Source organism: Lacrimispora algidixylanolytica, from assembly GCF_003609635.1.
In the GTDB taxonomy this organism is placed as follows: Bacteria; Bacillota; Clostridia; order Lachnospirales; family Lachnospiraceae; genus Lacrimispora; species Lacrimispora algidixylanolytica.
On record NZ_MCIA01000035.1, the window covers coordinates 54,612 to 77,451 of the forward strand.

Sequence of the window (22,840 nt, forward strand, 5' to 3'; positions counted from 1 at the left end):
GGCACCCACGTATCCGTTAAGGAGGTATGACATTGGACTTATTAATTAAAAATGGAACGATTGTAACGGCGGAAGAAACATATAAAGGCGATATCGCAGTAAAAGACGGCAAAATTGTATGCATTGGAAAAGACTTATCCATGGAAGCTAAAAAGGTCATTGACGTTGCTGGAAAACTAGTATTGCCAGGAGCCATCGATGTACATACACACCTTGCAATGCCCTTTGGAGGAACGGTATCTGCGGATGGTTATTTATCTGGAACAAGGGCAGCAGCTTGCGGAGGAGTTACGACTGTATTTGATTATCCCATTCAGAGAAAAGGAAAGGGTATTGTTGAAACGGTTCAGGAAAGAAAAGATATGTGCGATCCCGAGGCTTGTGTGGATTATGCATTTCACTGTTGCATCACGGATTTAAACGGAGGAGCCATTTTAGATGAATTTAAAGAAGCAGTAGAGTATGGAATCACCAGTTTTAAATGCTTTCTTGTATATAAAAAGGAAGGCATGATGGTGGATGACGGAACTCTGGTTCGAATCTTAAAAAAGGCAAAGGAAGTAGGAGCCATAACAAATATTCATGCTGAAAATCCGGATGTAATTGATTTAAACATTGAGCAGTTTAAGGCAGAGGGAAACACCTCGGCTTGGTATCATTATTTAAGCCGACCAGAATATGTGGAGGCAGAAGCCGATAAACGGGCCGTACACTGGGCAAAATCCGTTGATGCACCTCTCTATATTGTCCATATGGCAGATAAAGAAGGTTTGGAAGCGGCAGTCGCTGCGAAAAGAGAGGGCCATAATATTTTTATTGAGACATGTCCTCAATACCTGGAGTTTACCTGTGACGTCTATAAAAGAGAAGATGGAAGAAACTTTGTATGTTCACCCCCAATGAAAAATCAGGAAAGCCAGGATGCGATTTGGAAAGCAGTTATGGATGGTAGCATTGATACGGTAGCTACCGACCATTGCCCCTTCCAAAGTTATGAGAAAGATTGGGGAAAAGATGATTTTACGAAGATTCCCAATGGATGTGCTGGTATTGAAAACTTATATCCTTATATGCTCTCTAAGGCAAACGAAGGTAAAATAAGCTTTAACCGTGCGGTAGAATTATGTGCAACAAACCCGGCTAAGATTTTTGGTTGTGTTCAAAAGGGATCTTTAACCGTTGGGAAGGACGCAGATATTGTAATTTATGACAAGGAGAAAAAGTTCACCATATCCGTTCATAATATGCATTCTGATTACGACCATACCATATGGGAAGGTGTCAAGGTAAACGGTTATCCAGAACAGACTTATGTAAGAGGACAATTGGTATATGACAATGGGGAGTTTATAGGAACTCCAGGATATGGATCCTTTGTAAAGAGGGAACCTCAAAATTATGATTTGGAGTGATCGCATGAATGATTTATTATATAAGGAAACTTCCCTTTTAGAAGAAGCAAGCGGATGCCTTTTATGCAATGAGGCGCCTTGCACCAAGGCCTGTCCTTATGATTTAGAGATAGATAAGATAATCCGGTGTTTTCGCTTTGATAATAAGGCTGGAGCAATCAACCGTCTAAAGGATTCCCTGCCTTGTAAAGAGTGTAAGGATACCCCTTGTTTATCTGCTTGTCTAAAAGGAAAAATCAATACCCCAGTCCCCATACCAGATATGTTTGCGAAGCTTTCTACTTATGAGAAGGAGGGATGTTTGGAGGTAAAACTTTCCATAGACTTTTGCGGGATTCCATGCGAAAATCCATTCTTTTTATCTTCTTCTGTGGTGGGGAGCAATTACGAGATGGTAGCAAAAGCCTTTGACATGGGCTGGGCAGGAGTAGCATTTAAAACCATTGGAACCTTTGTGCCTGAAGAGGTATCCCCTAGATTTGATGCACTGAAAAAGGAAGCTCTTCCCTTTGTGGGTTTTAAGAACATAGAGCAGATTTCCGATCATACTTTGGAAGAAAATCTGAGCTTTATCAGAGATTTAAAAAGGGATTATCCTACGAAAGTGTTTGTTGCTTCAATTATGGGTCAGACCGAGGAAGAATGGACGTATCTTGCTAAGGTTGTGACTGAAGCAGGAGCAGACATCATTGAATGTAATTTTTCCTGTCCTCATATGGCGGCCAATGGTCTAGGTTCTGATGTGGGTCAGAATCCAGAGCTTGTTACTGCTTTTACAAAAGCAGTGCGAAAAGGAACCCATCTTCCGATTTTGGCAAAAATGACTCCCAATATAGGGAATATGGAAGTTCCTGCCCTTGCGGCGATTCAGGCGGGAGCGGATGGAATTGCAGCCATTAATACCATTAAAAGTATTATGAATGTGGATACAGACACTTTTGTTTCAGGCCCTTTTGTAAAAGGCAAAACAAGTGTAGGTGGCTACTCAGGAAAGGCAGTAAAACCCATAGCTCTTCGATTTATCCATGCAATGAAGACACAGGAGGGGCTCACTCAAGTTCCGATCAGTGGCATGGGAGGAATTGAAACTTGGAGAGATGCCTTTGAATTCATGGCACTTGGTTGTGAGAACATTCAGGTCACTACTTCAGTCATGCAATACGGATATCGGATCATCGATGATATGATAGAAGGAATGAAATACTACTTAAGCTCACATGGCTATAAAGGTATAAATGAGATCGTAGGAAAAGCGCTTGCTCATACCATACCTGCGGATGAACTTGAGAGGGATTCCATTTGCTATCCCAAATTTGACCGGAATCAATGTGTGGGTTGCGGAAGGTGTTATGTATCTTGCTATGATGGAGGTCATCAGGCATTAAAGCAGGATGATATTACTAGAAAACCAATCATGGACGGTAAGAAATGCGTGGGTTGCCATTTGTGTGCACTGGTATGTCCGGTAGGAGCAATTACGCAAGGAACCAGGGTGAAAAAGGCATCAAGACCATCATGATATGGTAAGAAAACGGTTATTATTTATGCATAAAAGGAGGTAAGGAACATGGTTCAATGTGATTATGAGAGAATGGAAGATAAGATAAAAACCTTCAGTCAGTTTGGAGATACAGGAAAAGGGGGGATTACAAGATTTTCTTTATCAGAGGAAGCGGTAGCTGCAAGGCGTGAGTTTGTAAGGCGTATGGAGGAAATCGGTGCCACAGTTACAACCGATGATATGGCAAATGTCTATGCCACCATTGCAGGGACGGAAGACTTGCCAATGATCTTTTCCGGTTCTCATATGGATTCTGTTCGTCAGGGCGGAAATTATGATGGAATCTTAGGTGTATTAACGGCTATGGAAGTAGCGGAAACCATAGTAAAAGAAAAGATTCCACACAGACACCCCATCACCGTTATTGTTTGGACCAACGAAGAAGGTGCCAGATTTGAACCAGCAATGATGTCTTCCGGGGTAATTTGCGGAAAATTCAATAAAGATGATATGTTGGCTTCTCAGGCCAAAGACATACCTGGCTATACTTTTGGAGAAGCTTTGGAAAAAAGTGGTTTTAAAGGAGAGGAAAAGAACCGTCTTAATCCATCTAATACGAAGGCTTTGGTAGAACTGCACATCGAGCAGGGGCCAGTATTAGAGGCAGAAGGCATTGATATTGGTGTGGTGGAAGGCGTCTGTGGTATGATAAATTATGAATTCACCTTTACTGGGCAGGCAGGCCATGCAGGAACAACTCCCATGAAATATCGCAAGGATGCTCTTTATGCGGCAGTAAAGACCATTCAGTACCTTCATGATGAACTGGATCAGCTTGATGGGAAGTTGGTGTATACCACTGGCAAGATTTCTGCCCATCCTAACATTCATACCATCATTCCAGATGAAGTTAAAATCACTTTGGATGCAAGGCACCAGGATCCGGAGGTAATTAAGCAGGTACTCGCTGTGATTAAGAAGATCCCAGGCCTGGTAGAAAATTGTAAGGTAAGCTATGAAGAGGCATGGTCTCGTAAGACGGTTAGCTTTACTTCGGAATTAGTAGATTACGTAGAAAAAAGCGCACAAGAATACGGGTATACCAATCGTAGGATTTACAGCGGTCCAGGGCATGACGCACAGTTTGCCATTGATCTTGTTCCCACCACCATGATATTTGTACCAAGCGTGGGAGGACATAGTCATTGTGAAATAGAATATACTCCCGTAGAAAATTGTTTAAAAGGAGCCAACGTGCTCTTAAATACCATATTACATATTGATAAGCAGTAAAAATAGGTAAAAGGTCCTCCCCAATTTATACCGAAAGGTATCTGAATTTGGAAGGACCTTTTTCTGTGAAAAAGACCAATAAAAAGGCATGATACATCAAAAAATAACCCTATTATTCAATAGACCTTTACTTAAAATAAACTATGTAGTATCATAAATGAAACGTAATTACGGAGGTTAATTAAAGTGGAAGATAAAATTAAACTCATAGCCAATAATAAGAAGGCATACCATGACTATTTTATTGATGAAAAATATGAGGCAGGCATAGAACTGGCAGGGACAGAAGTGAAATCTTTGCGTATGGGAAAGTGCAGTATCAAGGAATCTTTTATAAAGATTGAAAGAGGAGAAGTTTTCGCATATGGAATGAACATCAGTCCTTATGAAAAGGGTAATATTTTCAACAAGGACCCACTTCGTATTAGAAAACTTCTGCTCCATAGAGCCCAGATTATAAAACTAGACGAAAAGATGGCTCAAAAAGGGTATACCTTAGTTCCTCTTCAGGTCTATTTAAAAGGAAGTCTGGTAAAGGTGGAGATAGGCCTTGCCAGAGGTAAGAAGCTCTATGACAAAAGAGAAGACATAGCGAAGAAAGATCAGCGCAGAGAATTAGAACGAGACTTTAAGGTAAGAAATTTATAATAAGAAAAGGAGAAGCGGATGGCTCTATATGATTATGTTGGGGCAGTAAGAAGGGGACGTAGGCAGTACCAGACTTCTGTGGCAAAAGGAGAGTATCCCTATCTTCCGGTTCTGGACGACATCTTATCCTATACAGATATTGTGTCAGAAGTAAACCTAGGGATTATGGATATACCTCTTGAAAAGATAATAGGAACCAAAACAAAGGGGCGTACCACCGCCTTTGCTAATAATTTTATGCCTTTATTGTCAGAAAAATCAGAGTTCGGGGCAAAATGGGCGTACCTCTACGATCATCAGATTCAGGAAGGAATCCATGATCCTATTGTGGTATACGAATTTATGAACCAATACTATGTCCAGGAGGGAAACAAGCGGGTAAGCGTACTAAAATATGTAAATGCATTTAGTATAGCTGCTTCGGTTATCCGTATGATTCCAAAAAGAACGGACGATCTTGATAATCGTCTTTATTATGAATTCCTTGATTTTTATCAGGTTTCTTTTAATTGTGATATCTGGTTTAGTAAAGAAGGAAGTTATGACCGGCTTATTAAGGCAATGAACAAAAATCCTGGCGAACAGTGGAGCGATGAAGAAAGACTTGTCTTTAAGTCTTCATATGATCGTTTTTCCAAGGCATTCCATGCATTTGGTGGCGACGATTATGATATGACGTGCTCAGATGCGTTTCTCGTTTATGTTGAACTGCTTGGATACCGGGCGGTAAAGGACCGGGTAGAACGGCAAATCAAAAAGGATTTGGTAAAGATAAAAGATGAGCTTCTTTTGGCCTCCAGAGGCAATAAAATTGCTTTATTGGAGCAACCACAAGAAGTTGATGAAAAAGCAGATAACAATCCTCTCAAATTTATAAACTGGCTGCTCCCCGTCCAGATGATTGAGCCTGAGATGTTGAAAATTGCTTTCATTCATTCAAAAACATCGGAAACCTCAAGTTGGACCTACGGACATGAACTTGGGAGAATGTATCTCGAGCAGGCTTATGATGGGAAAATAAAGACCATGTCATTTTTCCATGGAGATTCCGAAGGAGAGACGGCAAGAGCTATGGAAGAGGCACTTTCGGCTGGATGCAATATGATCTTTACTACGGCATCTCAAATGATCAATGATTCTGTGAAGACGGCAATTGAACATCCGGAAGTTAAGATTTTTAACTGTTCCGTAAATATGTCTTATTCCTCAATTTGTACTTATTACGGGAGAATGTATGAATCTAAGTTTTTAATGGGAGCCCTGGCGGCTTCTATGTCTCAGGGAGATAAGCTTGGATATATTGCAGATTATCCTATATACGGGACCCTTGCAAATATCAATGCATTTGCTTTGGGAGCAAGAATGATCAATCCTTATGCAGTGGTTCACCTGGAATGGTCCAGAATCAAAGGAAGAGATGCCCACGAAGAACTTGAGAATGAAGGAATCACATTCATTTCAGGAGATGATATGATTACTCCAATGGCCCCTACCAGAGAATATGGCCTATACCAGAAGCTTAGTGATGGAACTCTTAAGAATCTGGCAAGCCCTATTTGTCACTGGGGAAAATTCTATGAGAGAATTATTAACATCACTTGCCACGGCGGAACTGATCGAAAAGAGCTAAAAGGAAAACAGGCAATCAATTACTGGTGGGGAATGTCTGCAGATGTAATTGATGTAATCTGCTCTCAGAGCCTTCCCCATGGAACGCAACGACTTTTAAACTTCTTGAAACATTCTATAAGGGCGGGAAGCTTTCAGCCTTTTGTAGGGATTATCTATTCTCAAGATGGTAAAATAGAGTGTGAAGAAGGGGAAAGCCTTACTCCAGAAGAAATCACAACTATGAACTGGTTGACTGAGAATATTGTTGGTAAAATCCCAGACTATGAAGAACTTACGGAAGAAGCTCGGTCCCTGGTACGCCTCCAGGGTCAGACAATATACGATAATTCAGAGATGGAGGAACAGGAGCGTGAAAATTCTGGTATTGGCGGATCAAGAGTCTAAATCGCTTTACGAATTTTACACCCCGGAAAAAATAAAGGATATTGATCTTATAATATCCTGCGGAGATTTGAGACCGGAATATCTATCTTTTTTCGCGACCTTTTCCCGCGCTCCCGTGTATTATATTCGTGGAAATCATGATTGCCAGTATATGCATTGTCCACCTGAGGGCTGTATCTGCATTGAGGATGATATCGTTACCTTTAAAGGAATACGGATTATGGGGCTTGGAGGATCCATGGAATACATTCCAGATGCCCCCAATCAGTTTACAGAACGGAAAATGGAACAGAGGATTCGGCGTATGTGGTGGAAGCTGAAAAAAAACAAGGGGTTTGACATCCTGGTTACTCATGCTCCGGCGTATGAACTCAATGATCTGCAGGACCTTCCTCATAAGGGGTTCTCTTGCTTTAAGTCTTTAATGGATAAGTATTCTCCTCAGTATTTCCTTCACGGCCATGTTCACGCTAATTATGGAAATGTATTTAAGAGGAAGGACGTATATGGCAATACAACGGTTATAAATGCGTATGAATATGTAATCATTGATTATCCGGAAACGGATCAATGTGCTATGGACCGTGTCATGGAGCAGTAATTCGATTTCATTTCTCTGACACTTTGCCATGGTATAACTTTAAATTATAATACACATTCCTTTTAATTAATTGACAAACACAAGTTAGGTTGCTATGATTAAAATCACTATACAAAAAGGCAGGGATAGGGATGGAGAGAATTGTTTTATCATTGTTAGTTGATAATACTTCCGGCGTTTTAAGCCGTGTGGCCGGCTTATTCAGTCGCCGCGGATATAACATTGAAAGCCTAACCGTGGGCGTGACTGCAGATGAGAGATATTCAAGAATGACCGTAGTATCTGTCGGTGATCAAGAGATTTTAGATCAGATTGAAAAACAGCTCAGGAAGTTAGAGGATGTAAGAGATATTAAGGAGCTAAAGCCAGGGATTTCTGTTTTTAGAGAACTAATCTTAGTCAAGGTGAAAGCCAACTCCGGACAACGTCAGGCAGTAAGTGCTATAGCTGATATATTCAGAGCCACTATTGTTGATGTAGGCAGGGAATCCTTAACTGTTATGCTAACTGGAGATCAGTCAAAACTTGATGCGCTGATTAACCTGCTTGAAGATTATGAAATTTTAGAACTTGCCCGTACTGGTCTCACTGGTTTATCCAGAGGATCGGACGATGTTCGTTATCTGCCATAACCGCAATTCGCTAGCTAGAGGTATTGCCAAAGGCGGACAGAGAGTCGTCGGCATGGTTCCTTTAACAATATAATAAGAGTCAATCAATGAGGAGGAAATATAAGATGGCAAAGATTTACTATCAGGAAGACTGCAATTTATCCTTACTGGAGGATAAGACCATTGCAGTGATTGGATACGGCAGCCAGGGTCACGCCCATGCACTTAATTTAAAGGAGTCCGGTTGTGATGTCATTGTAGGACTTTATGAGGGTAGTAGTTCCTGGTCAAAAGCTGAGTCACAGGGATTAACCGTATATACCGCAGCAGAAGCTGCAAAGAAAGCTGATATCATCATGATCCTCATTAACGATGAGAAGCAGGGAGCTCTTTATAAAGAATCCATCGAACCTAACTTAAAAGATGGGGACATGCTGATGTTTGCCCATGGTTTTGCGGTTCACTTCGGACAGATTAATCCTCCTAAGAATGTTGATGTAACTATGATCGCACCTAAGGCCCCTGGTCATACCGTGCGTAACGAATACCTAGTTGGAAGAGGAACCCCATGTTTGGTTGCTGTTCACCAGGATTATAGCGGAAAAGCAAAAGACAAAGCCCTTGCATATGCATTGGCACTTGGCGGCGCAAGAGCAGGTGTCTTAGAGACAACCTTTAAAGATGAGACGGAGACCGACCTTTTTGGTGAGCAGGCAGTATTGTGCGGCGGTGTATGTGCACTTATGAAAGCTGGATTTGAGACATTAGTAGAGGCTGGATACGCTCCTGAAAATGCTTATTTTGAGTGTATTCATGAGATGAAGCTGATCGTTGATCTGATTTTTGAAAGCGGTTTTTCAGGAATGAGATATTCCATTTCCAATACGGCTGAGTTTGGTGATTATATTACCGGACCAAAGATCATCACTGATGAAACAAAGAAGGCAATGAAGCAGGTACTTACTGATATCCAGGACGGAACTTTTGCAAAGGACTGGTTATTAGAGAATCAGGTAGGCGGTGCTCACTTCAATGCTATGAGAAACAAAGAAGCGTCTCATAAACTGGAGCAGGTGGGTTCAGAACTCAGAAAGCTTTATAGTTGGAATGATGGCGGAAAAATGATTGACAACTAATCTGGAATAAATAAAATGAGCTTTTATTGGTAATAAACCAGTAAAAGCTCATTTTTTGTCAAAAATAGAAGCTGTTTCTTCTATATTAAGTTGTGTTTCATATTGGTTTTCATAGCATCAAGGAATTTCTCCATTGAAGTTGACATTCCAGCCGGGTTATAAGCAAAACCAACCGTTCTTTTATTGATCTCTTTTTCCAAGGGAACCAAAACCAGGTCACCTTGATCTAACTCTTTCTGAACAAAATCCTTGATCACACATCCAATTCCCATCCCGATCTTAGCAAATTCAATGAGTAAGTCCATGGTGGTAACTTCTAAGAACTGATTGGGTATTAACTGGCTTTCATTTAGATACTCATCAATATATTTTCTTGTCATGTTATTCTTGTCCAAAAGGAGAATATTACCTGTCTGAAACAGGTCTGCATCCTTGCCCTCCCGCAGATAGAGATTGTTCAAATAAGGCTTTGTGGCAACAAAGGTATCCTGGATCTCCATAACCGGTGTAAATAAAAGCGGACGGCGGTTGGAGGGCTCAGCAATCAACCCAAGGTCGATTCTTTGTTGTTCCAGCATATTCACCGTATGTGCGGTAGACTGGCTTTCTATTGTAATCTTAATATGAGGATATTTCTCAATGAATCCTTTTAAATAAGGAAGGAGAATGTATTTACATAAGGTGTTGCTGACACCGATTCTCAAATGACCAATGTGAAAATCCTTAATTCGTTTTAGTTCCTGCTCGCCTTGCGCCAATGCTTCAAAGGCAGCCTTTGTATGATTAAATAGAAGCTTTCCTTCATCCGTAAGCTGAACACCTCTTGAGTTTCTTGTAAAAAGAGAGACTCCGAGATTTCCTTCTAACTTACTGATAGATTTACTGATAGCTGGTTGGCTGATAAAGAGCTCTTTTGCAGCCTTAGAAATATTTCCGGTTTTTGCAACTTCATAGAAAATCTTATACTGGGACAAGTTTTGTTCCATGTTCATATCCCCTCTCATCCTATAACTAGTTATTATATTAAATATTCATATTATGTATTTCTATTATATCAATAAGTATGCTAGAATGTAAAGCAGTAAAATGATAGAGGTTCTTTATGAAAAAGGACCAACAGGAGGAAGCAGACTATGGGAATGACGATGACCCAGAAAATTTTGGCAGCTCATGCGGGGCTTGATGAAGTTAGAGCTGGACAGTTAATTGAAGCTGATTTGGATCTGGTATTGGGAAACGATATCACAGCGCCAGTTGCTATAAAAGAGATGGAGAAATTTAGCAAGGAAACAATTTTCAATAAAGACAAAATTGCCCTGGTTATGGATCATTTTGCACCGAATAAAGATATAAAGTCTGCGGAGAACTGTAAATGCTGTCGTGATTTTGCGGCTAAACATGAAATTTCCAATTATTTTGATGTTGGAGAAATGGGAATTGAACATGCACTTCTTCCTGAAAAAGGATTGGTAGTTGCTGGAGATGCAGTGATCGGAGCGGATTCCCATACTTGTACCTATGGCGCGTTGGGAGCTTTTTCCACAGGAGTGGGCAGTACGGATATGGCGGCTGGTATGGTAACTGGCAAAGCCTGGTTTAAAGTGCCTTCTGCTATTAAATTCCATCTTTTAGGAAAACCCTCAAAGTGGGTCAGTGGAAAAGATGTGATTTTGCATATTATTGGAATGATTGGCGTGGATGGTGCTCTTTATAAATCCATGGAATTTACTGGAGAAGGAATTAAGAATTTAACTATGGATGATCGCTTCACCATTTGCAATATGGCGATTGAAGCCGGTGGAAAAAATGGAATTTTTCCAGTAGATGATTTAGCCATTCAGTACATGAAGGATCACTCCAAACGTGAGTTTAATATATTTGATGCAGACGATGATGCGGAATACGAGAAGACTTACACAATTGACTTAGGTAAGCTGGAACCAACCATCTCATTCCCTCATCTTCCTGAAAATACCAGAACCATCGGTACGTTTGATGAGATTAAGGTGGATCAGGCGGTCATTGGGTCCTGTACCAATGGTCGACTTGATGATATGCGTATTGCCGCTGCTGTGTTAAAGGGTAAAAAAGTTGCAAAAAATGTACGTTGTATTGTGATTCCTGCAACCCAGGAAATTTATTTACAATCCATGAGAGAAGGTCTTTTGGAAATCTTCATTGAAGCTGGAGCTATCGTCAGCACCCCAACCTGTGGTCCTTGTCTTGGAGGCCATATGGGCATTCTTGCAAAGGGAGAGCGTTGCATCTCTACCACCAATCGGAACTTTGTGGGACGTATGGGCCATGTGGAGTCAGAAGTATATTTGGCAAGTCCGGCAGTAGCAGCCGCCAGTGCAGTTACCGGTCATATATCAGCACCGGCCGAATTGGGATTATAGGAGGAAGCATAACATGAATGCAAATGGATCTGTTTTTAAATATGGGGACAACGTAGACACGGATGTAATTATTCCAGCAAGGTATTTAAATATTACAGATGGGAATGAATTGGCAAAGCATTGCATGGAAGACATTGACAAGGATTTTATATCCAATGTGAAACAAGGAGATATTATTGTTGCCAATAAAAACTTTGGTTGTGGTTCTTCCAGGGAGCATGCGCCTTTGGTGATTAAATGTGCCGGAGTAAGTTGTGTCATTGCTGAAACCTTTGCAAGGATTTTCTATCGGAATGCAATTAATATCGGTCTTCCTATTATAGAATGTTCTGAGGCTGCGAAAGCCATTGAGGCAGGAGATAAGGTTTCGGTTAATTTCGACACCGGTATCATAACCAATAAATCGACAGGAGAATCCTATCAGGGAGAAGCTTTTCCTCCTTTTATGCAGGAAATTATTTCCGCAGGTGGATTGTTTCCCTATATTAATAAGAAGAAATAAGGTTATTTTCCATGGAAAAAGGGCCCGTAATTGTCAAATGTTGTATTTGACAATTACGGGCCTTTCCTTATGGAACATTGAAATTATGATAAAAGCGTATTATAATTAGAAAAAAATACAGGGAGTGGAATTCAATGGTAAAGACAAATGCAATGCGCATGTTAGACAAGGTAGGAATCTCTTACAGCACAAAAGAGTATGAAGTAGATGAAAATGATCTCTCAGGGAGCCATGTAGCAGACTTGATGGGGATAGATCATGGTAGTATTTTGAAGACTCTTGTATTAAAAGGAGAAAAAACAGGATATCTGGTCTGTTGTATTCCAGTCGATGGAGAACTGGATCTAAAAAAAGTAGCAAAAGCCGCTGGAGATAAAAAGGTGGAAATGATTCCTATGAAAGATCTACAGCCAATTACAGGCTATATTCGTGGAGGTTGTTCACCGATCGGTATGAAGAAGCCTTTTCCGACATTTATTGACGAATCTGCCCAGGAATATCCACTAATCGCAGTAAGCGGAGGGGTCAGAGGACAGCAAATTTTAATCTCTCCTCAGAGTCTGGCCGCATTTATTCGGGGTCAATTTGCTCTTCTTACCCATAATTAGTTTACATAAAACAAAAAACCACCGGACTGGCTTTCGCTGGAAAAAAGAATTATTAACATAAATGTAACACTATTGTAAAATTTTAATGGAATAATAACATAAAAAAGCCACGTAAAACCAATATAAATTAGTGCAAATAGCCCAAAGTGTAAAATCAAAGTAAAAGCCAAAAGTTAAAATATCACAAAAATGTTAAATCCCCATTGACTTTTTTAACATGCTTCTTCTATAATTACGGCTGTCACCTAGAAACGGTTGTGGAATGTATTCACAGCCAAGGCAAGTGAGAGAAGAAAAGAGGAGTATGTATGCTTACACTACGCTCTATGCTTCAGCAGGTTTGTCAATTCTTCAGAGGGATGGCCATTAAGGTCACAAAGAGGATGTATCGTTCTTCCGCAGTATTTATGACGGGAGCTGCAGTGATTACTGTAGTAGCGTTTACCTCAGCAGGATTTGGCAGCGGTGGCAGGAATGCTTTAACCGCGTTTGCAGAAACGCCGGCATCAAAAGATGTTGCTGAAGAAGAACATGTTGAAGACGAGGAAACAGTTGCTAAAGCAAATGTACAAATTACGCTTACCGAAGCCCGAATACAGGCACAGCAGTTAGCCGGTAATCGACTGGTTAAACAGGTCATTGAAAAACAGGAGCTTGAAAAAGACTCCCTGGCCCAGATAAAGCTTATCAATACCCAGATCGCTATGGACAATGAGGCAAAACGGCAAGCGGAAGAAGCAGCTAAAGCAGCAGAAGAAGAAAGAAAAGCAGTAGAGGAAGCCGCCAGAAAGGCCGAAGAAGAAAAGGCAGCCAATTCAACGTCTGTCAGTCAGGACGATTATCAAGTATTGCTTAAAATCGTTCAGGCAGAAGCAGGAGTATGTGATGATAAGGGTAAAATTCTTGTAGCAAATGTAATTTTAAATCGTATTAAAAGTGGAAAATTCCCAGATACGGTGAGAGGAGTCGTCTATTCTCCTTCCCAGTTTTCGCCTGTATCAAATGGAAGTATTAATACTGTGAAGGTCACAGAGAATACCCAAGGGTGCGTCGATCGCGCACTGTCTGGAGAAGATTATTCTGATGGGGCATTATATTTTATGAACCGTAGAGGTTCAAGAAGCGGTGCAATCCGCTGGTTTGATTCCAGGCTGACTTATTTATTCCAGCATGGAAACCATGAATTTTTTAAATAAAGCATTGTGATATATTCTGCTTTGGGTGTATACTATATCTATCTGCAGGTTCCCACAGAGGACTGCTGTCAAATGATATAATACACTAAAGGAGAGTACGACTATGATTTTTGACTCAGCAAAGAACCTTGATTTTTACAAAAACCTTGGGGTGGAAGGAAGATACACAAAAGCAGTGGATTTTCTTAAAAACACCGATTTAGAGAACCTGGCGCCAGGTAAATATGAAATAGATGGTAAGAATGTTTTTGCTAACGTAGTGGAATATACAACGATTCCTTGGGAAGACGCAAAATATGAAACACACCGTGATTATTCTGATATTCAATACATGATATCCGGTACTGAGACCATGACATATGCTCCGATCGATGAACTGAATGTTAAGGTACCATATAACGAAGAAAAAGATGTTGTATTTTACGACAATGAAAATCCGGGCTTAAAGGTTATTGTAAAGGCTGGAGAATATATGATTTTTAATCCTTGGGATGGCCATAAGCCTAAGGCCTCTGCCGGACAACCGGCACCAATTAAAAAAGTTATTGTCAAGATCAAAGAAAACTAATAGATAAGGGGATTCGTTCCGATGCTGCGGACGAATCCCCTGTTTTTATGGTCTCCAGTTGTCTGTGCCGCATAAAACGGCATCTTTTGAATAGGTTTTAAGATCTTCTTCCTTGAGGCGGCAAATCCAGTCCGGACGTTGCTCCATAACTGCTCCAGGACCATAACTACCGTATTCAGCGTAGAAGGTATGCACATGTGCTGCCTCTTTGTTCCAGTCGTGCCATCCCTCTTTACAGATATGATCATCCATAAAACAGTTGATGAGAACTGTTTTGGCATATTCTCTCCATGGGCGGCCAAGGTAAGCATTGTTTGGAGGGCAATTGCTCTCAAAACGACAGTCTGTCATGACATATCCATATTCCTGTCCTTCTGGTGTGGAAGCAGCGGTCACATAACTGCTGATTTCCTTTCCTGTGTGTTTTGAGAAGAAAGTGCATCCTTCAAAATAGGCAGTCGCACTTCCAAAGATAAAATCAACATCTCCTTCGATATAGCAATTCTTGTAATAATGACGTCCGTTTATTCTAGGGGAATGTTGTTTGGGTCCAATAAATCCATTGACTTCTATTTCCTTTGGAGGAAGAGGACCGGTAAATAGAGTATCCTGATTTCCTAAGAGACGACAGTTTTCAAAAACAAGGCGGTCACCGTCTGCATAGAGTGCAAGAGCCTGTCCAACCTCAGTACCTTTTCCAGCACTATTTTCAAAAGTGATGTTTCTGGCAGTAAAATCATGGGTATCGATGATACAGGAATAGGTACGAAATGTTCCTCGTGGCATCCCATCTTCCATACTCATTTTTGCGTAAAGACCATAGGAGAGGACAGTTGTTTCGGGATCCTCACCTTGAAATGTTACATGGGGAACGGTAACCGTAATCTGTTCTTCGTAAAAGCCTTTGTGGATCAATAAAATCTGTTCGGATGTATTATCTTCCGGTAATGAATTGAGGGCTTCCATGATGCTTTTAAAATCCCCGGAGCCATCCTGCGCAATATGAATCATATCAAACCTTCTTTCCTTTTGTGTACAAAATGCAAAACATACACTAAATATACCCAATTTGGGGTGTTTTTGCAAGAGTAATCATTGACTTTGCGAGAGGCTAATGAGATAATGGGGGAAAATTTTACTCAGGGAGGAATTTCAGTGTCATCAAAGGCAAATTATTCAGCGGAGGAAATCAGAAAGGATAAACCGGGTTTTTCACCCACCCGGTCTATTATAGAAACCCCGTTTTATGGAAATAACGTAATAAAAATCCAGACGTTGAAAGAAGCGTATGAATTGGCAAAAAAATCTCCTGGGACCATCGTTACAGACATCCCAATTTATCGGGGACAGGAATTTGGACTGGATAAGGATGCAAAGGTTCTTCTTTTTAATGACGGAGCAGTTACCGGAAGGTACTCCACAGCTAGAAAAATCGCCAATGAGCCTGCCGTAGATTGCAGCGCTCTTGATAAAATCTTAATGGATGCAGTTTATGAAACACGTTGGAAGACTCTTTACCATGCAGAAGTTTTTGTTGGCCTTGATCCAGAGTTTATGGTTAAGGCACATCTTTTGATTCCAAAGGGTGAAGAAAATATCATGTATAACTGGATGTTGAACTTCCAGTACATGTCCGATGAATATGTAAGGATGTATCGTTCCTCCAGGCCGGTTGGCAATGGCAATGAGCCAGATATCTATCTTTTTTCTGATCCACAGTGGAGTGGCTTAGACCGGGCGGGCATTGATTTATCCTGCTTAAGTGATCCTAAATGTCTATGTTACTTTAATACAGACCACAACTGTGCGGCAATTCTTGGTATGAGGTATTTTGGGGAGCATAAAAAGGGAACTCTTACGATGGCATGGGCTCTTGCAAACCGGAATGGTTATGCATCCTGTCATGGAGGCCAGAAAAAATATACCCTAAAAGATGGTAGCAAATACGTTGCTTCTGTTTTTGGACTGTCAGGTTCCGGGAAATCTACACTTACCCATGCAAAGCATGACGGGAAATATGAAGTTACAGTGCTTCACGACGATGCATTTATTATCAATACAGACACCTGTGTGTCCGTGGCCCTTGAGCCTACCTATTTTGATAAAACTCAGGATTATCCGGCAGGATGCGAAGATAACAAATACCTTCTTACTGTACAAAACTGCGGCTGTACTCTTGATATGAACGGGAAGATTCAGCTTGTCACGGAAGATATCAGGAACGGTAACGGACGTGCCATTAAATCAAGACTTTGGTCACCCAATCGTGTGGACAAGATTGCGGAGCCAGTAAACGCTATCTTTTGGATTATGAAAGATCCAACCATACCGCCAGTCGTTAAATTAAATGGTGCTTCTCTAGCTTCCGTTATGGGAGCCACACTTGCAACAAAGAGGTCTACCGCAGAACGCCTGGCGCCTGGAATCGATCCCAATGCGCTGGTGGTAGTTCCTTATGCCAATCCGTTTCGAACATATCCATTAGCAAATGATTATGCCAAATTTAAAAAATTGGTAGAAGAAAAGAACGTGGATTGCTATATCATTAATACTGGAGATTTTATGGGTAAGAAAGTGAAACCTCAAGATACCTTGGGAATCATGGAAGCGATTCTTGATGGCAAAGCTTCTTTCCATCAATGGGGACCGCTGTCTGATATCCAGATCTTTGACTGGGAAGGTTTTGTGCCAGATATTAATGATGAGGATTACAGATCTCAGTTAAAATCCAGAATGGAAGAACGCCTAAAATTTGTTGCCAATACTGCAGTGCTGAAAGAAGGATATGACAGACTTCCAGAGGACGCACTTAAGGCGATACAAAAAGTAGTAGACGAACTTGGAATGTAATGGGAGAGAAGACGTGAGTAAAAAGCATCTGTTGTTTGATTTAGATGGTACACTGACTGACCCGAAAGAGGGAATTACAAAATCGGTTCAGTATGCACTGAATGCCTTTGGCGTTAAAGTAGAGAACCGGGATGACCTTTGCGTCTTCATCGGTCCGCCTTTAAAAGATAGCTTTATGGAGTTTTACAACTTTTCAGAAGAGGATGCAAAAAAGGCGGTGCTCTTTTACCGGGAGTATTTCAGGGAAAAAGGAATGTTTGACAATAAAGTGTACGATGGAGCAGAGGAAATTCTAAAATCTTTTGTGAAACAAGGAAAGAAGCTTTATGTGGCATCATCAAAGCCTGAAATATTTGTTCGGAAAATTCTAGAGCACTTTGAACTTGATTCTTATTTTACCTTTATGGGCGGAGCTGACCTTCATGGAACCAGGGATAATAAGGCAGATGTTATCCGTTATGTTATGAACGAATGCGGACTCACCGATCGTTCCAGTATGGTTATGATCGGTGACAGAAAACATGATATCCTGGGAGCTAAAGAGGTTTCCATAGACTCTGTGGGAGTATTGTATGGTTATGGAAGCAGACAGGAATTAGAGGAAGCCGGAGCTGGACAAATTGTCGAAACAATTTTTGGTTTGCAGAATCTTTTATAGTGTGCTATACTAGGTCTCTAACATGGGAAAAAGTACTTTCCCGCGGTGTGGTAAGAGGACAGATTGATATGATTTAATTGTAGATAAAATATCATCAACCTTAATTTTTAAAGAGTTTGGTCACGTTTTTTAAAAATAATATATTGTATACAAGCTTTGAATTTTAACGTATTGTAATCAGGAGGAATACTTAGGATGAGAAAGATGGAAATCGGTTTTTGGGGGGTTGAATCCATCCTGGATTTTGTTACAATTGCTGGAAAGTTTAAAGAACGGATTTTGCTTGTTTGCGGTGATAGCATTGTAAATGCCAAATCGCTGCTGTCCGTACTTTCTATGGCAACGGTAGAAGGCGTGGAGTTAATGGTCCAGGAAGATTCCTGTGATTCTCTTTTAAAGCATCTGGAACTGTACGTGGAACATGGCAGGCTAATAGGCGGCAAATGTTAAAAAAACTGACAGGAAAAGGAACTTGAAAATCAGATCAAAGTGGTGTATACTAATGCCATAGAAACACGATGAATGTAATTCCTGGAATGTACGACAATCTTACCTTTTTTGAACCTACATTATGACTCATGGGATTCCAATATCTTCTAGTGGATGTCAAGCCTCCTTAGCAGTGGAAGGCAGAAACCAGAGTGAGGTTGCCCACCTAGCAAAGCTAGGCGTCAATAAGTAAGAACCGGCATTTTGGGGTTACTAAAGAAAAAAGCAGCGAGCAATCGCTGCTTTAACTTTTTTTAAAAGTATGTTAAAGTATAGAAAAATAAAAATAGTTAAGAGGAGCGCATGAATAAAAAGACATTTTATGGATTTGTTGTGGGAATTCCTCTTTTGGTTTTGTTGCTCATAGTGATTATTCTGGTAAATGAACCCGAGCCAGGAGGAATATCGAGAGGACTTGCTTATAAGTCAGCCGCACTTCTTCTGACGGATAGGGAAAGCTGTGAGAAGGCTTTGACAGATCAAAAGCAGGAATATTTTTCAGGAGCGGAAAAGAGTAACTGGTATGTAAAATATATGAGTTATCTTTATGCAGGAAACTACTTAAATACCGATGAAGTGCCTGCAAAAAAGGAAACAGCAGAAGGCCTTTTAACGTATAAAGAGGCAGAAGAATTGGCAGAGGCACTGGTTCCTGGTTCCGGAAAAACCTTTCATGTGGGAAAGAAAAAAGGAAATAAGCAAATTTCAGCAGATGATTGGTGGAACCTATATGAACAGCTTAGGAAATCTCTGGACGGAGAAGGGAAGATAAAAGAACTTAATGTACTTTTATATGGAACCCCCACCAATGTAAATGATGCACTTCCATGGACTGCATATACCAGTCAGGGAAATTATCAGTTTGAAGGAATTAGCTTGGATTCGTACATAGATTGGGAACTTAAAATTTTAGTAAGAGGTAATGAAATTATTGCAATGAAGGAAGCTGTAACAGATACGGTTACTTATAAGAATGTGTGGTTGACCACCGGGGAAGGCAAGAATTTTATTGTGCACTTGGGTTTAGTGGAACGCAGTTTTCCATTAGAGGCATCCTTGGGGCAGGCGGATAATTTTGCTAATAATGTAGCTGACATTACCTTGAAAAAAGGCAATCTTCAAAAGGTCACGCTGAAAAAGAAAAGAATTTCCGGTAAGGTTCTTGCCGTAAAAGAGGACTCAATTGAAATTGAGGGATATGGAAGTCTGAAACTGGATAAGGATATGAAGGTTTATCGTTTATACGGCCAGTTTGAGGAAAAAGCTATTTCTGATATTTTAGTAGGATATGATATTCAGGACTTTGTGGTGGCTCAAGGTAAAATTTGTGCGGCCCTTCTGGTTCGAGAGTTCGATGCAAAGAGTATCCGGGTTCTTTTGATGAACACTAACTTCCAGTCTGTTTTTCATTCCTCTGTAACCTTATCTGCCGCCAGTGGATTGACGCTTACCTATGGAGAAGAAAAAGTTGAGATCCCTGCCAAAGCAGAGGTTGTGATCGACACATCTGACGAAAGACTAAAGGACGGTAGAATTGTCGTCTCACCTTTGGAAAAAGGGGATGCAGTATCCGTTAATTCCATTTCCAGATCTTACGGGACGCCTTCCTATGGCGGAACCATTGAGATCCGAAAGGAAGGAGATGGCCTGCTCCTGATTAATGAGATCTATTTAGAGGATTATCTGGCAAAGGTGGTTCCCAGTGAGATGCCAGACAGCTATGAAAAGGAAGCTTTAAAAGCCCAGGCAGTCTGTGCCAGGACGTATGCCTATCGGCAGATTCAAAGTAATACCTATAGCAAATATGGAGCTCATGTAGACGATAGCACCAGATTCCAGGTGTATAATAATCTGCCTACGGCGGCGAAGACACAGGAAGCGGTACGTGAGACCTATGGGAAGCTATTGTTTTACCAAGAAACTCCTATAGAAGCATTTTATTTTTCTACCTCAAGCGGACATACCACAGATGGAAGCATATGGGGAGGAAATCCCGCCCAGTACCCTTATCTAGATGGAACGTTAATGCAGGATAACAAGGGGATTTTAAATTTATCCACCAATTCCGATTTTGAGACATTTATTAAAAATAAAGATTATCCTTCCTATGATTCTACCTTCCCAATGTATCGTTGGGAAACTTCGGTGACAAACCGACAGTTAGAAGAAGAAATCACAGAAGTCGGCTCTATCTTAAATATTACGGTGATTGAAAGAGGCGTAGGTGGAATCGCTAAAAAGATCCGTGTGGAAGGCTCAGACGGTGTCATGACCATCAATGGGGAAGGCCAGGTGAGAGCCAAGATGGGAAATAAGTACATGGTTTTAACCAAAAAAGATGGTAATGTCATGAAAAACTTTGATTCTCTTCCAAGTGCTTATATTGCAATTGTCAATCAAGGTGTGGATGATAAGAATGTTACTACATTCCATATTTATGGCGGCGGCTTTGGTCATGGAGTGGGTATGAGTCAAAACGGGGCTCAGGCTATGGCAAAAGAGGGAAAAAGCTTTGAAGATATCTTGAAATTTTTCTATAATGGAGTTGAAGTTCAGGAAGTAGATCATACAAAGTCATGAGAATGACTTTTTCTGCGTAGGATATTAAAAAAGCACAGGATTCTCATATGCAAGATCAGAAATTGGAAAACCTGTTAAACCTTGCTCTTAGTGCCACTCCTGAGGAACGGGCAAAATCAGGAAATTTAAATGTAGGATATAATCCTGAGGAAGAATCCTGGGATGTGATTGTAAAGCACTCGGGAGATATCAGTGAATTGTCTGTTCTGGGGATCAGAGTGGAGCAGATGGTGAATGAATATGCCATATTAACGGTTCCTGAATCCCTGATTGACCGATTAAGCGAATTACCACAAATTGAATACGTGGAAAAACCAAAGAGGCTGTTTTTTGCTATTAATCAAGCAAAATCGGCCTCTTGTGTCAATTTGGTCCAGCAGGGAAGCAACAATTTAGATGGTCGGGGTGTTTTGGTGGCTATCATAGATTCCGGAATTGACTATTACCACGATGATTTTCGAAATCCAGATGGTACCACAAGAATCCTGAAACTTTGGGACCAGACTCTGGACCGTGTATTTACAAAAGAAGAAATTGATGCGGCCTTGGCAACTGGAACTCGCCAAGAAGCAAGAGCTCTTGTGCCTTCGGTAGACATCAGCGGTCATGGCACAGCAGTGGCTTCTATTGCAGCCGGCAATGGAAGAGAAAATAGAGGTCAATACCGGGGAATCGCCTATGAAAGTCCTTTGCTTGTTGTAAAGCTTGGAGTTCCCCAGGAAGGTGGGTTTCCAAGAACCACGGAGCTTATGAAGGCTGTGAATTTTGTGGTAAAGGAAGCCGTGGATAGACAGATGCCTGTGGCAATCAATTTAAGCTTTGGGAATACATATGGTTCTCACGACGGAACCAGTCTTTTGGAAACCTTTCTTGATGATATCTCCAATTACGGACGTACCGTAATTGTAGTAGGCACGGGCAATGAAGGAGTTGCTGGTGGCCACATATCAGGAGTTCTTACCATGGCAAATCCAGAGGAGGTAGAGTTGAGCGTGGGCGCATATCAGCAAAGCTTCAGCGTTCAACTCTGGAAATCCTATGCAGATATATTTGACATCAGCATCATTACTCCTTCAGGAGAAGTGATCGGTCCGATCAGCAGCAGTCTTGGGCCTCAGACCATTAATTACCGAAATACTCAGATTCTTTTATACTATGGAAAACCTGGACCTTACAGTGTTGCGCAGGAGATATACCTGGATTTTCTGCCTCTGGATACTTATATAGATAGTGGCATCTGGAAGTTTCGGCTGACACCAAGACAAATTGTAGAGGGAAAATATGATCTGTGGCTTCCATCAGCCGGGGTGCTTAATGAATCAACCCGGTTTTTAAGAGCATCACCAGAGACCACCCTCACTATCCCGTCCACGGCTAATAAGGTAATCTCCGTAGGTGCTTATGATGATACGTATCAGTCCTATGCTGATTTTTCAGGAAGAGGATATACCAGGAGAACCAATCAGGTCAAGCCGGATCTGGCAGCACCAGGGGTTGGGATTATAGCCGCCAAAGCGGGAGGAGGCTATGAATCGGTGACGGGGACCTCTTTTGCAACTCCGTTTGTCACGGGAAGCTCCGCTTTGCTGATGCAATGGGGGATCGTGGATGGAAGAGACCCATTTCTATTCGGGGAAAAGGTAAAAGCCTACTTAATACGGGGGGCGAGAAAGCTTCCTGGAATCTCCCAATACCCAAACCCGGAGCTGGGATATGGAGTTTTATGCGTCAGTGACAGCCTGCCAATATAGCATCTCTTAAAACCATTGGAA

General features: G+C 41.1%; 20 protein-coding genes and 1 other RNA gene. 19 read left to right on the top strand and 2 right to left on the bottom strand.

From position 1 onward, the window contains the following. Positions 1-32 precede the first annotated feature (32 nt). The 8 genes from hydA (at position 33) to ilvC (ending at position 9,218) form a co-directional block, all read left to right on the top strand. On the top strand, positions 33-1,412 hold the full coding sequence (gene hydA, locus BET01_RS20595; protein WP_120198760.1) for a dihydropyrimidinase: 1,380 nt from the start codon (positions 33-35) through the stop codon (positions 1,410-1,412). Between the two features lie 4 nt (positions 1,413-1,416). Then, positions 1,417-2,931 carry an NAD-dependent dihydropyrimidine dehydrogenase subunit PreA gene (gene preA, locus BET01_RS20600; protein ID WP_120198761.1) on the top strand — a complete coding sequence of 505 codons (1,515 nt, stop codon included), beginning with the start codon at positions 1,417-1,419 and terminating at the stop codon, positions 2,929-2,931. Between the two features lie 48 nt (positions 2,932-2,979). Then, positions 2,980-4,206: a Zn-dependent hydrolase gene (locus BET01_RS20605; RefSeq protein WP_120198762.1), complete on the top strand. Its 1,227-nt coding sequence runs from the start codon at positions 2,980-2,982 to the stop codon at positions 4,204-4,206. A 186-nt stretch (positions 4,207-4,392) separates the two neighbouring features. Next, a complete protein-coding gene (smpB, locus tag BET01_RS20610; RefSeq protein WP_120198763.1) occupies positions 4,393-4,854 on the top strand; it encodes an SsrA-binding protein SmpB in 462 nt (153 codons plus the stop codon). An 18-nt stretch (positions 4,855-4,872) separates the two neighbouring features. Next, positions 4,873-6,870 carry a BMP family ABC transporter substrate-binding protein gene (locus BET01_RS20615; protein WP_120198764.1) on the top strand — a complete coding sequence of 666 codons (1,998 nt, stop codon included), beginning with the start codon at positions 4,873-4,875 and terminating at the stop codon, positions 6,868-6,870. Then, entirely contained in the window at positions 6,836-7,471 is a 636-nt protein-coding gene (locus BET01_RS20620) for a metallophosphoesterase family protein (protein ID WP_120198765.1), read from the top strand. The genes BET01_RS20615 and BET01_RS20620 overlap by 35 nt, the downstream gene beginning before the upstream one ends. Before the next feature lie 131 nt (positions 7,472-7,602). Then, positions 7,603-8,103 (top strand): acetolactate synthase small subunit, encoded by a 501-nt coding sequence (ilvN, locus tag BET01_RS20625; RefSeq protein ID WP_120198766.1) that lies wholly within the window; start codon positions 7,603-7,605, stop codon positions 8,101-8,103. An 86-nt stretch (positions 8,104-8,189) separates the two neighbouring features. Next, the gene (gene ilvC / locus BET01_RS20630; RefSeq protein ID WP_120198767.1) at positions 8,190-9,218 is read left to right on the top strand and encodes a ketol-acid reductoisomerase; all 1,029 of its coding nucleotides are present in this window, start codon (positions 8,190-8,192) and stop codon (positions 9,216-9,218) included. An 80-nt stretch (positions 9,219-9,298) separates the two neighbouring features. On the opposite strand, the gene BET01_RS20635 is transcribed toward ilvC, so the two are convergent. After that, entirely contained in the window at positions 9,299-10,204 is a 906-nt protein-coding gene (locus BET01_RS20635; protein ID WP_120198768.1) for a LysR family transcriptional regulator, read from the bottom strand. Between the two features lie 147 nt (positions 10,205-10,351). On the opposite strand from BET01_RS20635, the gene leuC reads away from it, so the two are divergent. From leuC to BET01_RS20660, 5 genes are all read left to right on the top strand, one after another. Continuing rightward, positions 10,352-11,617 (top strand): 3-isopropylmalate dehydratase large subunit, encoded by a 1,266-nt coding sequence (gene leuC, locus BET01_RS20640; protein WP_120198769.1) that lies wholly within the window; start codon positions 10,352-10,354, stop codon positions 11,615-11,617. A gap of 13 nt (positions 11,618-11,630) precedes the next feature. Further along, positions 11,631-12,119 (top strand): 3-isopropylmalate dehydratase small subunit, encoded by a 489-nt coding sequence (gene leuD, locus BET01_RS20645; protein WP_120198770.1) that lies wholly within the window; start codon positions 11,631-11,633, stop codon positions 12,117-12,119. Positions 12,120-12,253: 134 nt separating this feature from the next. Beyond that, positions 12,254-12,727 carry a Cys-tRNA(Pro) deacylase gene (ybaK, locus tag BET01_RS20650; RefSeq protein WP_120198771.1) on the top strand — a complete coding sequence of 158 codons (474 nt, stop codon included), beginning with the start codon at positions 12,254-12,256 and terminating at the stop codon, positions 12,725-12,727. 308 nt (positions 12,728-13,035) lie between these two features. Beyond that, positions 13,036-13,923, top strand: coding sequence for a cell wall hydrolase (locus tag BET01_RS20655; protein WP_120198772.1), 888 nt, complete (start codon positions 13,036-13,038; stop codon positions 13,921-13,923). 103 nt (positions 13,924-14,026) lie between these two features. Then, positions 14,027-14,491, top strand: coding sequence for a YhcH/YjgK/YiaL family protein (locus BET01_RS20660; RefSeq protein ID WP_120198773.1), 465 nt, complete (start codon positions 14,027-14,029; stop codon positions 14,489-14,491). Between the two features lie 45 nt (positions 14,492-14,536). On the opposite strand, the gene BET01_RS20665 is transcribed toward BET01_RS20660, so the two are convergent. Beyond that, positions 14,537-15,502 carry a pectinesterase family protein gene (locus tag BET01_RS20665; RefSeq protein ID WP_120198774.1) on the bottom strand — a complete coding sequence of 322 codons (966 nt, stop codon included), beginning with the start codon at positions 15,500-15,502 and terminating at the stop codon, positions 14,537-14,539. 144 nt (positions 15,503-15,646) lie between these two features. On the opposite strand from BET01_RS20665, the gene BET01_RS20670 reads away from it, so the two are divergent. From BET01_RS20670 to BET01_RS20695, 6 genes are all read left to right on the top strand, one after another. Next, a complete protein-coding gene (locus tag BET01_RS20670) occupies positions 15,647-17,341 on the top strand; it encodes a phosphoenolpyruvate carboxykinase (ATP) (RefSeq protein WP_120198907.1) in 1,695 nt (564 codons plus the stop codon). 13 nt (positions 17,342-17,354) lie between these two features. Continuing rightward, on the top strand, positions 17,355-17,999 hold the full coding sequence (locus BET01_RS20675; RefSeq protein ID WP_120198775.1) for an HAD family hydrolase: 645 nt from the start codon (positions 17,355-17,357) through the stop codon (positions 17,997-17,999). A 195-nt stretch (positions 18,000-18,194) separates the two neighbouring features. Further along, a complete protein-coding gene (locus BET01_RS20680; protein WP_120198776.1) occupies positions 18,195-18,449 on the top strand; it encodes an HPr family phosphocarrier protein in 255 nt (84 codons plus the stop codon). Between the two features lie 75 nt (positions 18,450-18,524). Then, a non-coding RNA gene (gene ssrS / locus BET01_RS20685) (6S RNA) lies at positions 18,525-18,703 on the top strand. A gap of 88 nt (positions 18,704-18,791) precedes the next feature. Further along, the gene (locus BET01_RS20690) at positions 18,792-21,068 is read left to right on the top strand and encodes a SpoIID/LytB domain-containing protein (RefSeq protein ID WP_120198777.1); all 2,277 of its coding nucleotides are present in this window, start codon (positions 18,792-18,794) and stop codon (positions 21,066-21,068) included. A 47-nt stretch (positions 21,069-21,115) separates the two neighbouring features. Continuing rightward, complete coding sequence (locus tag BET01_RS20695; protein ID WP_120198778.1) at positions 21,116-22,819, top strand: S8 family peptidase; 1,704 nt, start codon at positions 21,116-21,118, stop codon at positions 22,817-22,819. The last annotated feature ends 21 nt before the right edge of the window (positions 22,820-22,840 follow it).